The sequence below is a fragment of the Bacillus sp. FSL P2-0069 genome, assembly GCF_038593315.1.
In the GTDB taxonomy this organism is placed as follows: Bacteria; Bacillota; Bacilli; order Bacillales; family Bacillaceae; genus Bacillus; species Bacillus safensis.
The window spans coordinates 3,044,825-3,057,188 of the sequence record NZ_CP151984.1 but is presented as its reverse complement, the minus strand read 5'-3'; the positions used below and the strand labels follow the sequence as shown (position 1 = coordinate 3,057,188).

Annotated in this window: 10 protein-coding genes; 9 read left to right on the top strand and 1 reads right to left on the bottom strand. The window is 43.5% G+C overall.

Annotated elements, in window-relative coordinates; all coding sequences use genetic code 11:
- Positions 1-180: 180 nt before the first annotated feature.
- The 7 genes from NSQ34_RS15735 (at position 181) to abc-f (ending at position 8,384) form a co-directional block, all read left to right on the top strand.
- A complete protein-coding gene (locus NSQ34_RS15735) occupies positions 181-1,350 on the top strand; it encodes a macrolide family glycosyltransferase (protein ID WP_176967184.1) in 1,170 nt (389 codons plus the stop codon).
- 120 nt (positions 1,351-1,470) lie between these two features.
- Positions 1,471-3,111 carry a nickel ABC transporter substrate-binding protein gene (gene nikA, locus NSQ34_RS15730; protein ID WP_176967185.1) on the top strand — a complete coding sequence of 547 codons (1,641 nt, stop codon included), beginning with the start codon at positions 1,471-1,473 and terminating at the stop codon, positions 3,109-3,111.
- Positions 3,112-3,126: 15 nt separating this feature from the next.
- A complete protein-coding gene (opp1B, locus tag NSQ34_RS15725; protein ID WP_061110116.1) occupies positions 3,127-4,056 on the top strand; it encodes a nickel/cobalt ABC transporter permease in 930 nt (309 codons plus the stop codon).
- Between the two features lie 5 nt (positions 4,057-4,061).
- A complete protein-coding gene (gene opp1C, locus NSQ34_RS15720) occupies positions 4,062-4,949 on the top strand; it encodes a nickel/cobalt ABC transporter permease (RefSeq protein ID WP_024423538.1) in 888 nt (295 codons plus the stop codon).
- Entirely contained in the window at positions 4,912-5,730 is an 819-nt protein-coding gene (locus NSQ34_RS15715) for an ABC transporter ATP-binding protein (protein ID WP_268412607.1), read from the top strand. Before opp1C ends, NSQ34_RS15715 begins: the two co-directional genes overlap by 38 nt.
- Positions 5,724-6,494, top strand: coding sequence for a dipeptide/oligopeptide/nickel ABC transporter ATP-binding protein (locus NSQ34_RS15710; RefSeq protein WP_226015008.1), 771 nt, complete (start codon positions 5,724-5,726; stop codon positions 6,492-6,494). Before NSQ34_RS15715 ends, NSQ34_RS15710 begins: the two co-directional genes overlap by 7 nt.
- A 330-nt stretch (positions 6,495-6,824) precedes the next feature.
- The gene (gene abc-f / locus NSQ34_RS15705; protein ID WP_268412869.1) at positions 6,825-8,384 is read left to right on the top strand and encodes an ABC-F type ribosomal protection protein; all 1,560 of its coding nucleotides are present in this window, start codon (positions 6,825-6,827) and stop codon (positions 8,382-8,384) included.
- 216 nt (positions 8,385-8,600) lie between these two features.
- Here the strand turns inward: abc-f and NSQ34_RS15700 are convergent, their stop codons facing one another.
- Positions 8,601-10,010 carry a polysaccharide deacetylase family protein gene (locus tag NSQ34_RS15700; RefSeq protein WP_075623629.1) on the bottom strand — a complete coding sequence of 470 codons (1,410 nt, stop codon included), beginning with the start codon at positions 10,008-10,010 and terminating at the stop codon, positions 8,601-8,603.
- Between the two features lie 323 nt (positions 10,011-10,333).
- Here NSQ34_RS15700 and NSQ34_RS15695 point away from each other — a divergent pair, with 323 nt between their 5' ends.
- Both NSQ34_RS15695 and NSQ34_RS15690 read left to right on the top strand, forming a co-directional pair.
- Positions 10,334-11,362: an iron ABC transporter permease gene (locus NSQ34_RS15695; protein ID WP_081372098.1), complete on the top strand. Its 1,029-nt coding sequence runs from the start codon at positions 10,334-10,336 to the stop codon at positions 11,360-11,362.
- A complete protein-coding gene (locus NSQ34_RS15690) occupies positions 11,359-12,360 on the top strand; it encodes an iron ABC transporter permease (protein ID WP_024423532.1) in 1,002 nt (333 codons plus the stop codon). The genes NSQ34_RS15695 and NSQ34_RS15690 overlap by 4 nt, the downstream gene beginning before the upstream one ends.
- Positions 12,361-12,364 lie beyond the last annotated feature (4 nt).

Here is a 12,364-nt window from a genome sequence, read left to right as displayed (position 1 = left end):
TATGTTGGATGTTCGTATAAGAAGTGCATTATATGCTTCGTAACAATCTTATCAGGTTCATGTCCCTCCATGAAATACTGGACATAAGACTCATTTCTTCCCTTTTCAGGCGTATTTGTTGAGCCAGTTCGCTGTATATGATTAACATGGAAGGGAATTGACAATGAGGAGGAATTTCTTGTGGCGAAGATTTTATTGATTACGTTTCCAGCTGAAGGACATGTGAACCCTATGTTAGGAATGATTAAAGCATGGGCGGATCGAGGCGATGAAGTGCATGCGGTCACAACTGTACATTATGAGGAAAGAATCAAACGCTTAGGCGCTCACGTACATATACATCCAGACTATATTCGGACATTACATGTGGAAGAAGGAGATTTAGATTCTATGCAGCCGTTCTTTCATGCCATGCTGCAAACATCCTATGATATTTTAGAGGTGGTGGAAACACTTTCCGGGAAACATTCATTTGATTTGGTCTACTTTGATATGTTTGGGGCAGGAGAGCTTGTTCGAGATTACTTGCACATTCCGAGCATCGGTTCCAACCCATCTTTTGTGCTGCAAGATGCGCATTTTGATACACCGTTATACAGAAAGGATGAGAAAGCCGATCATCTGTTAGAAAAGATACAAGAGCGTTTTGGCGTTCAGCCAACGCGTTTGATGCAATTCATGAAAAACCGTGGAGAACTGAATATCGTCTATACGAGTGAATATTTCCAGCCGTCTGTTGATTCATTAAACGATTCGTTTGTTTTCATTGGACCGAGCTTTCTAAAAAGAGCTGACCAGCATGATTTCCCGCTGGAAGCACTTGAGCAAGAAAAAGTCGTTTTTATTTCCATGGGCACCGTTCTTGGGGATACAGAAGCATTTTTTAATATGTGTATAGATGCTTTCGAAGACTTTGACGGAAAAGTGATTATCGCAACAGGTGAAAAAGTGGATCGTTCTCTCTTAAAAGAGGCGCCTGCTCATTTTCTGATCGAGCCTTATGTGCCGCAGCTTGAAGTGCTCGAACTGACAAATGTGTTTATAACGCACGGCGGGATGAATAGTGTCAATGAAGGTATTCATTACCACGTTCCGATGGTCGTCATTCCAGTCGATAAAGATCAGCCGATGGTGGCACAAAGACTGACCGAATTATCTGCTGCCTGTACACTTGATAAAGATCAGCTGACACCAAAGCAGCTAAGAGAAACTGTTGAGAAGGTTTTAGGCAGTGACACGTACCGTGCGGGGATTGAGAAAATTGAAGAAAGCTTCCAAGCGGCAGGTGGAACAGAAAAAGCATTAAAGGTGATCGACCAATTTATACAAGCGAAACAGACTCAATTATGAGTCTGTTTTTTTTATGAAAAGACGTTGTATTTCCCATTTCTGTATGCTAATATTCAATTCGTAATCATTTCGATTAATAATCGTAATGATTACGATAATGTTGAATTGGGGGAAGTACATATGAAGGATCAACCTGTTTACATAAAAAAGAAATATGAGAAAAGGCATCCCTATGTGACATACACCTTGATGCTGTTTTCAGTGATGGCTTGTTTTTTATTGGCATCATGCTCTGAAAACAAAGCATCTTCCAGCAATGATAGAGAAGAAGATGAGCTCGTGTATGCAAGTACAAAAGATATCAGGGACATCAATCCCCATCTATACGGTGGAGAGATGGCTGCTCAAAATATGGTGTTTGAATCGCTTGTCGTCAATACAAAGAAGGGCGTTCAGCCTGCCTTAGCGAAAAGCTGGGACATATCAAAGGATGGAAGGACCTACACCTTTCATCTTCGAAAAGGTGTGACTTTTTCAGATGGTGAGCCTTTTAATGCAAAGGCAGTGAAATTGAATATTGATGCTGTCGTCAAAAATATTGAAAAGAACGCTTGGCTTAATCTCGTATCTGAAATCAAATCCACAAAGGCGGTAGATGACGATACATTTGTTCTCACGTTGAAAGAGCCTTATTATCCTGCGTTAGAAGAGCTGGGCTTAACACGCCCCTTCCGTTTTATTTCTCCAAAAAGCTTCATTGCTGGAACGACTGCAAAAGGAGTTAAAAGCTATGCAGGTACAGGTCCTTATGTACTAAAGGAACATAAGAAAAATCAATATGCCGTTTTTGAAATGAATGACCACTATTGGGGGCAAAAGCCGAAAATTTCAACTGTGAAATGGAAAGTCATGCCGGATCACCAAACCATCTTACTTGCGCTTCAAAAAGGAGAGATTGATCTTTTATTTGGAGCAGATGGTGACATGATTGATGGAGACTCATTCCAGGCTTTAAAAGAAGCAGGGCAATATGGTGTTACCGTGAGCCCTCCTGTTGGTTCAAGATCGATTGTGATTAATTCAAACCAGCCAATCACAAAAGATCCGAAAATAAGAGAAGCTTTTCAATACGCCATTCAAAAGGACATGATCACAGAAGGTATTTTAAATGGAACGGAAAAGGTGGCACACACATTGCTTGCTCCTTCTGTCCCTTACGCAGATATTCCACTGAAAAAGAAAACTTATCAAAAGAAGAAAGCAGAGGCAATATTGGATGAGGCAGGCTGGAGGATGAAAGAAGACGGGTATCGCTATCAAAATGGCAAACTGCTGAGTGTGGCTATTTACTATAATTCCGATAATGCAGGGGAAAGAACGATCAGTGAATCGATTCAACAAGACTTCAAGCAGGTGGGGATCAAGCTGGATATTAGAGGAGAAGAAAAACAGGCATTCTTAGATCGCCAAAAAACAGGAAAGTTCGATCTGATGTACTCGCTGTCTTGGGGGCTTCCTTATGATCCACAAACTTATGTCTCTTCATTCCGTGTAGCATCCCATGCTGATTATCAAGCTCAATTAGGACTGAAAAAGAAAAAGTGGCTGGACGAGACGATTACGGAAGTATTAGTAGAACCAGATGAGCAAAAGCGGAAACAAATGTATCAAGAAATATTAACGTATATCCATGATGAAAATGTCTACCTCCCAATCTCTTATTCTGTGACAAAGGCTGTTTATAATAAGCGCCTGAAAGGCGTAGGTTTTCATGTGTCTCAGTATGAAATCCCATTTGACCGTATGTATTTTGCGTCATAAAACGGAGGTAGAGACATGACTCGCTATCTCTTAAAACGAATACTGATGCTTTTCCCGCTTATGATCTTCATCACCTTCTTTGCTTTTGTACTGCTGACGATGCGGGCAAGTGATCCAGCAGAGGTCGCTTTGCGGGTGAATCAAGTCACTCCAACAGAAGAAATGATTGAATCGATGCGGCAGGAGTTAGGCTTAGACCAGCCATTTTTCATCCGATATGCGACATGGCTTAAAAATGGATTAACAGGTGATTTTGGCAGGAGCTATGTCACGCAGGAGCCCGTTTTTGATCTTATCATGGAGGCGCTGCCTGCGACATTGCAGCTTGCAGGAGCAGCGCTCTTTTTTATCATAGTGCTCAGTTTATTGTTCGGGGGGATCTGTGCATATGCTGCTCACACTTGGGTGGACCGTTTATTGAGAGCCTTTGTGTTTATAGCCGCTTCAATGCCTAGTTTTTGGCTGGGAATTTTGTTGATTTGGCTTTTTTCTGTCAAATTCAATTGGGTTAATACGAGTGGAATGGAAGGGTTCAAATCGATTCTTCTTCCAGCTGTCACATTATCATTAGGCTACTTATCGACCTATGTGAGACTCATACGTAATCAAATTCTAAAATTTCAGCACGAGCCCTTTGTTTTTTATGCAAGAGCACGTGGTTTAAAGGAACGAACCGTTCAACTGAAAGTCATGAGGCATGCCCTGCAATTAGCGGTAACAGCACTTGGCATGTCTATTCCAAAGCTCATTGCGGGAACTGTTATTATTGAAAACCTTTTTGCTTGGCCAGGGGTTGGCCGGTTGTGTGTAACGGCTATTTTCCATGCGGACTTCCCTATTATTCAAGCCTATTTGTTTGTGATGGGGTTCCTGTTTGTTATGTGCAATCTCATCGCTGATATGATGCAAATGACCATGAATCCGCAATTGCGAAAGGAGGTATGACAACAATGATAGGGTGGCATCAATTAAGAAAAGACCGTATGGCGATTCTTTCAATCTGGCTGTTAGCGCTTGTCGCATTAGCTGGACTGTTTGCTCCAATGTTAGCACCACATGATCCAACAAATACGAACATTCTCCAAAAATATGCCGGTATCAGTCTTACTTACCCACTCGGAACGGATCATCTAGGGAGATGTGTATTATCGCGGCTTTTATATGGCATTCGGACAACAATGCTTGCAGCTATGCTGACCATGTGTATCACGATGCTCATTGGCAGCGCACTTGGACTCATGGCAGGCTTCTTTCGAGGAAAGGTGGATGGGGTTTTGATGAGGCTGTGTGATGTCATGCTGTCCTTTCCAGCAGAGGTGATGATTCTTGCGGTTGTTGGAATACTCGGACCTGGACTATTCAATATTATTTTGGCGAATGTCCTAGCGAAATGGGCCTGGTATACAAGAATGATTCGGTCGTCTGTCCTTCAATATGCGAATGAACCTTCTGTTCAATTTGCAAAGGTGACTGGCGGCAAACCCTTTTACATATTGAGGAGACATCTATTTCCTCGCATCTCAGGAGAAATTGCTGTTTTTGCGACACTTGATGCGGGCTGGGTGATCTTAAATATATCAGCACTGTCTTTTCTAGGATTAGGTGTGAGTGCACCTACACCAGAATGGGGCATGATGCTCAACGAGGCGAAGAATGTCATGGTGACACATCCAGCCCATATGCTTGCGCCTGGACTTGCCATCTTGTTTGTGGTCATGGCGTTGAGCTTTTTAGGAGACAGCCTTCAGCATGCCGCGAATCCTGCCATGCATCATACCAGAAAGAAAGGGGTGAGGCCATTTGCCTTTAATCGACGTAAAAAATCTGTCCGTACATGATCCACAGCAGCAAAAGAATATAGTGTCGAATATCACATTTTCTTTACATCAACAACGCTGTTTAGCCGTCATTGGAGAAAGTGGCAGTGGAAAATCAACTGTCGCCAAAGCGTTAATTGATCTTGTCGCCCCTTCGCTAGAAGTGGAAGGAACGATCATTTTTGACGGCAAAACATTAACAAATCAAGAAGCGCATCAATGGCGGGGGAAACGAATAGGTTTCATCTCACAGGATGTCATGAATGCATTCAACCCTATCGAAACGATAGGTCATCAAATGGTGGAAACATTTCAGCAGCATTTGGGCTTACGAGGGAAAGAAGGGAAAGCACATGCTATGGCTGGGCTTACACGTGTCCATTTAAAAAATCCATATGATTTGATGAAAAAGTATCCGTATGAACTGTCTGGAGGAATGCTTCAGCGTGTGATGATTGGCATCACGATGATGCTTTCTCCAGACGTGATCATTGCAGACGAGCCAACTGCATCACTTGATGCCTTTAATGGGCGTGAAGTCATCAGACAATTACACAGTCTAAAGGAAGAAACTGGTGTTACCTTGATCGTCATAACGCATGATTTAGGCGTCGTTCAGGCAATTGCTGATGAGTTGATGGTCATGCACCAAGGAGTAATGCTTGAGCATGGGTCAGCCAAGGAAGTGTTCACATCACCCGAGCATCCCCAAACAAAGCATTTACTTGAGACGAGGCTTCGATTATCTGCCCCTACTGAAGCACTGCGGCAGCAGAAGAGAGTGGAGGCGTTTCCATGTTGATCACAGCTTTCGATCTAGTCAAACACGGTGAGAAGAAAGGTCTTTTTTCAAATCAAAAGAAACCAAAAGACCGCCTATCAAATGTTTCGTTTCAAATCGAAAAAGGACAATGTGCCGGATTAGTCGGTGAGAGCGGAAGTGGCAAAAGTACATTGGCACGTATCCTGCTCGGTTTAGAAAAAATAGATGGAGGCGAGGTACAGATTGATGGTATGACAGCTGACAAATGGCGAAGGATGAACCGGGGGAAAATGAGTGTTGTCTTTCAGGATTATCTATCTTCTGTTCATCCCTCTTTTAAGGTGAAAGAGATCATAGCAGAACCGATGCGTTTGTTAAAGCAGAATCAGAATCTGGATCAGAAGGTTTTGTCATTACTTGAGCAAGTCAGACTGCCCTCGTCTGTGCTGAATCAATATGCTCATCAGCTAAGCGGCGGTCAGCTCCAGCGAGTGTGCATCGCACGAGCGATATCGACGCATCCAGCCATTCTTATACTAGATGAAGTCTTGAGCTCACTGGATGTCTCTGTTCAAGTACAAATATTGGAGCTGCTTGAGACATTAAAACAAGAGCTAGACATGACCATGCTTCTCATTACTCATGATGTAGAAGCAGCGGTGTATCTATGTGACCGCCTCCTATTTTTACATGAAGGAAGCCTAGTGGAAGAATGCAAAAAGGACGAACTGTTTGAAGTGTCCCATCCATTTACACTCCAGTTAATCGACTCACTTATGCCATTTCAGCTTGACAAAAAATAACCAATCTTTTATCGTATACGTAACAAACGACGGAAGGGTGACCCAATGCAATGAAGTACTAATCCTATGACCTGTAAGCAAAATGAACGAACGAAGGCAGTGAGCAAACGATCCGTTTGCCATGTTTGCTGCGTTTTCATTTTTTAGCTTCGGAATAGGATGGTACAGCTTGGGAATCAAAAAATGAAGTGATTGATACGTGGAGTGTGTGTTCAAATAGGAACAGCACACCATACTGGATCAATCCGCTTATTTTTGTACACCATTTTGCCTCCTATTCTGAGAATGGGAGGCTTTTTCATGTCTCCTGATACGAAAGGAGAGGATTGGATGTTATTAAAAGCCAATCAGTTAAAGGTATTTCGAAAAGATCGCTTGTTATTTGATATTGAGGAGCTCGCCATCCATCAAGGTGACCGCATTGGTCTTGTAGGGACAAATGGCAGCGGAAAAACGACTTTATTGCATGTGCTGGCAGGACAGGAAACACCAGACAGCGGCACGGTTGCCGCCACAGCGGTCTGTACGCTGCTTCCTCAATTGAAACAAGGAGACGGCAGACAGAGTGGCGGTGAAATGACCCAGACTTATATTGAAAGAGCATTAAGCCGGCCGTCTGCCCTTTTATTAGCAGATGAACCGACCACTCATTTGGATACGGAGCACATTGAGTGGCTGGAAGAAAAGCTGCGTCATTATCAAGGAGCTCTCATTGTTGTTTCGCATGATCGTGCTTTTTTAGATGCAATATGTACGGAGATTTGGGAGCTGGATCATGGGAAGCTACATCATTACAAAGGCAACTACACGCATTTTGCACAGCAAAAAGAGCTGGCACATCGTCAGCAGGTGGAAGCGTATGAAGCTTATACACAAAAGAAAAAACAGTTAGAGCATGCACTGGAAAAGAAAAAGAAAAAGGCGGACAAAGCGACAAAGCCCTCCCAAAAGGTGAAATCCTCAGGACCTAAAATTGCAAAGCCCTACTATGCAAATAAGCAAAAAAAGTTGCAAAAAACAGCCAAATCCATTGAAACAAGGATGGAGAAATTAGAAAAGGTGGAGAAGGTAAAGGACATTCAGCCCATTCAAATGACTCAGCATACGATGAAGGAAACAGCAAGCCGTACCATTTTGCGAGTGGAAAATGTAGTTGGCAAGGCGGGCGATAAAGTGCTTTGGAAGCAGTCGAATGTGGAAGTGAGGGGCGGAGACAAAGTTGCCATTATCGGAAAGAACGGGAGCGGCAAAACGACATTTCTCCGTATGTTAGTGAATGGACATCCCGGAGTTACTCGTTCAGAGGCTGTCAAGCTAGCCTATTTTCGTCAGGATCTGTCAGGATTGAAGGTAGATGAATCGATTTTACAAAATGCGCTGAAAGAGGCGGTTCAAGATGAAACAGTGGTTCGAACGGTTTTGGCGAGACTAGGATTTAGAGGGGATGATGTGCACAAGCCTGTTGAGGTATTAAGCGGGGGAGAACGGGTGAAGACGATGCTTGCGTCCTTACTCGTCAGTGATGCCAATGTTCTCATGCTGGATGAACCGACGAACTTTTTAGATCTGGCGGCAGTTGAAGCACTTGAAGGTCTATTGAAGGATTACCCAGGTACCGTTGTGTTTGTTTCCCACGATCGCAGGCTGATTGAAGAAGTTGCCACTCGTATTTTTCATATTCACGAGGAACGTATTGAAGCTTTTGAAGGCACATATGAAGCCTATAAACAAAAGGAAGAAAAACCAGCTGTGACAAATAGAGAAGAGGAGCTTCTGTTAATTGATATGCAGCTGTCTGAAGTGCTCAGCCGTTTAAGTATTGAGCCGTCGCAAGAGCTTGAAGAGACATTTCAAGCATTATTGAAACAAAAAAAGTCTTTGGAGTCATAAAAGAAAACCCCTGTTTACTCTACAGGGGTTTCAGCGCGCGGACAAACCCTCGCATTCTTTGTCAGTCCTGCGTGCCGGTGCTCACGAATGTACAATTCGCTCCGCTCCAGTACTCGTCCTTCCTAGACTTCAAAGGTTTTCCATCACGCTGAAAAGAAGACAAAGGGCTAAAATAAAGATCATTTTAGCCCTTTGTCAACAATCTGAGACCCCTGTTTACTCTACAGGGGTTTGTTCATGTCGTTCTTTTTTTAATTGTTCAAGTTCACTCACTGTGACGAGCTGGTAGCCTTGTTTGGTGAGTTCATGGATGATCTTTACTGCTGCTTGGGCTGAGCTTTCATAAATATCGTGCATTAACACTGTTCTGCCATCTGCTGCATGTGAGAGTACGCGGTTTGTGATTTGCTGGCTGTTGCGGATCTTCCAATCCTCAGGATCAACATCCCACAAAGTGACCTTCATCCCAATTGCATGATTGATATCTTGATTTGTACCGCCATATGGCGGTCTAAAGTGCGTAGGTGTATATCCGCTTGCTTTCTCAATCAGCTGCTGGGTGTCCTTCACTTGTTTCACCGCTTCTTCTAAAGGCAGTCTTGTTAATAAAGGGTGATTGTAGGAATGGTTTCCGATCTCATTCCCGCCTTTTAAAATATCGGCAAGCATTCCAGGGTAATATTGCACCCTGCTGCCTAATACGAAAAAGGTGGCATGACCTTTATTTGCCTTCAGCGCATCTAAAATTTTTGAGGTTGTCGCTGGATTCGGACCATCGTCAAATGTGAGTGCGATGGCTTTTTTATTCGGGTCAAGCTTTGATTTTTGCGGCAGCTTGACGGCTTTTCTTTTTGGATTCGGTTCTTTCATTTCATTTTTATTTTTGAGTTTATCCATATAATCTGGCTTTAATATGTCCTTCAGCAATGTCTTTTTGATTGCGAGTGTTTGCGGCCCAAGATCCTCTGCTGCTACTTGAGATGCAGGGAAATAAAATTCTACATATTTGTCTTTCAAGGCAAATTGACTGAAGTTTTGAGCATCAGGGGCTGTTCCCTTCTGAAGGAGAGGCTGATCCTTAGATAAGGTTTTATCCTTTCGAAGCTCTGTATATGTAATATAGGATAATTTCTTTAAATAATTGGTTTTAGGCAGAAATAAATCTTTGGTGTCAAGAAAGGTTTTTTTCTGAAAATCAAAGTTAATCGTGAGATGATTGGTGGTTCCACTTTGCTGGCCAGTATACGTATAGGTCGTAAAGCGGATGGCAGCAGACTGCTTCGCATAATGCACCATTTCATAATCAATATTCAGTTCATAGCGTTTATTTTCATCAATATCCTTTGCTTCACTGAATGTTTTTTTGAAATGCTCTAATGCTGAATTGGCATAGCTTTGAATCTTGTCATCTAGCTCTTTTTGATGAAAAAGAGGATAGTTGACTGCATATCTCATAAATTTCCCGTCATTTACGAGAGTGACAATTTCTACGTTTTTATAGTTCGTATCCTGCTTTACATTTTTCTTCTCTGTACCGCTTGCTTGTTGATTTTGAAAGAAAGCAACTGCTCCAATGACGACTGCAAGCGCAAATAGGACGATACTCCATTTTCCCTTTACTGACACAACTTTCAAATCTCCTCTCATGACGGGTCATTCTTTATTAGTTTGACATCTGTTTGTAATATTTTTATAACATTTGACTTACTTTTGTAATTTTAGGGGATATTCATGTGAACTGTCAACTATTTTCCTATTAAACTAGGAGAAAAAATGATAGGCCGTACTGAGCGGCAAAAAGAACCTCCCACCCCGATGCTCCGCATATACCTTCATTAATTAAAAAAAGGGGTGTACATTGATTTTTTAGAGGCTGACGGCTATAATTTTGTTGATTATGATTCTCATTTTCAAACTGACTTTTAATGAAGAAAAGGATGACACCGATTTTGCAGGATAAGCGAAAACCGCAACAAAAACGATCATCACATATTCTGTTCTTTTTGATATTTTTTCTCGCCGTCATTGGTTTAGCGGCTGCCATGTTTTTTGCTGTGTCATACGGTGCAAAAACATTGTCTCTGCAAACGGTTTGGACAGCTGTATTTGACTACCAGTCAAATGTCACAGAGCAGCAGATCATCCATGAATTAAGACTTCCACGTGTTTTAGGGGCAGCTCTAGTGGGAGCGGCGTTTGCCGTAGCGGGTGCTCTTATGCAGGGCATCACAAGAAATCCACTGGCAGATGCGGGGATTTTGGGCATTAATGGCGGTGCGATGTTTGTGGTCGCTCTCTGTTTTGCTTTTTTCCCGGGAATACCTTATTCAGCACTGATGTTTTTTTCCTTTATTGGTGCTGTGCTCAGTACGCTGCTGATCTTTGCGATTGGAGCGGCTGGCGGTGTATTGACACCGCTGCGCCTCACTGTGGCAGGAGCGGTTGTAGCCGCATTGCTTCATGCGCTCAGCTCTGGGATCGCGATTTATTTTGATCTGAGTCAGGATTTGGCTTTTTGGTATGCAGGCGGGGTAGCTGGTGTGAAATGGCCGCAGCTGACGATTCTCGCCCCGGTTATTCTGATTGTGATCGTATGGGCCATGCTATTAGGCCGGTCACTTTCCTTACTATCGCTCGGTGAAGATACAGCGGCAAATTTAGGGGTGAAAACACGGCAAGTGCGAATACTAGGAATGACTGCTGCTGTGTTATTAGCAGGGGTTTCTGTTTCAGCAGTCGGATCGATTGGGTTTGTCGGTCTCGTCATCCCGCATATCGCACGAAAGCTTGTTGGTGTAGACTATCGTTTCGTCATTCCGATGTCAGCGATACTAGGCGCAATGCTGCTTGTCTTTGCAGACCTTGCCAGCCGTACAGTCAATCCGCCAAGAGAACTTGCCATTGGCGTGATGGTGGCACTTGTTGGTGTTCCTTTCTTCTTATACATTGCCAGAAAAGAAGGGAGGAACCTGTCATGAGAGAGAAACAGCGTGCTCTTGTCGTGACACTCGTTTTGCTTTGCCTGAGTGCGGCTGTGGTGCTGTATAGTTTAAATACCGGTACGCTGAAACTAAGCCCTGTCATGGTCGTCAAGACGTTATTTGGCTTTGGAGATTTCCAAAGTGAAACGGTGCTGTTTGACTATCGTCTGCCTCGAATTGTGGTGACGATGTTAGCTGGTATTGGTCTTGGCATTGCTGGCGGCATTTTGCAGAGCTTATCCCGTAACCCGCTGGCCGATCCTGGGATTATTGGATTGAATGCAGGGGCAGCCTTTGGCTTAATTGTGTTTGTGACATATTTTCACGCACTTGAAGGCAATCCGTCTCTTCTTATTCCGCTCTTTACGTTTGGCGGCGGACTGCTTGCGGCAGCTGTCATCGTGCTTCTTGCATATGACCGGCATGAAGGGCTTGTTCCTATCCGGCTGATCTTAGTTGGCATTGCGGTTGCTGCGGGATTTAGTGCACTCACCTTATATTTGTCATTGAAGCTGGATGAAGATACATACACGTTTGCTTCAAGGTGGCTTGTGGGCAATGTATGGGGGAGAGACTGGATTCATGTGCTGGCGCTTCTGCCTTGGATTGTATGCCTTGTGCCGCTTACGCTGATGCAGACGAACACGCTCAATGCATTGACATTAGGAGATGCTGTCGCCTCAAGTGTAGGTGTACGTGTCCAGCGTAAACGTCTTCTCCTCTTGACTTTAGCGGTAGGCCTCGCGAGTGCAAGTGTTTCAATGACAGGTGGTATTGGCTTTATTGGCCTCGTCGCCCCGCATTTGGCTAGGAGGCTTGTCGGTTCACTGCATCAGTATTTTTTACCAGTTAGTGCGCTGCTTGGCTTGTTGATTTTGGTCAGTGCCGATACAATCGGACGTTCCATCTTTGCTCCAAATGCCATACCGGCGGGTGTGGTCGTGGCCTTTATCGGTGCCCCGTATTTTCTCTATTTATTAACTAAAACGAAATAAATAT

Coding starts and splice junctions, on each gene's coding strand:
- opp1B (WP_061110116.1), top strand. CDS start 3,127: ATGACTCGCTATCTCTTAAAACGAATACTGATGCTTTTCCCGCTTATG.
- opp1C (WP_024423538.1), top strand. CDS start 4,062: ATGATAGGGTGGCATCAATTAAGAAAAGACCGTATGGCGATTCTTTCA.
- NSQ34_RS15690 (WP_024423532.1), top strand. CDS start 11,359: ATGAGAGAGAAACAGCGTGCTCTTGTCGTGACACTCGTTTTGCTTTGC.
- abc-f (WP_268412869.1), top strand. CDS start 6,825: ATGTTATTAAAAGCCAATCAGTTAAAGGTATTTCGAAAAGATCGCTTG.
- nikA (WP_176967185.1), top strand. CDS start 1,471: ATGAAGGATCAACCTGTTTACATAAAAAAGAAATATGAGAAAAGGCAT.
- NSQ34_RS15710 (WP_226015008.1), top strand. CDS start 5,724: ATGTTGATCACAGCTTTCGATCTAGTCAAACACGGTGAGAAGAAAGGT.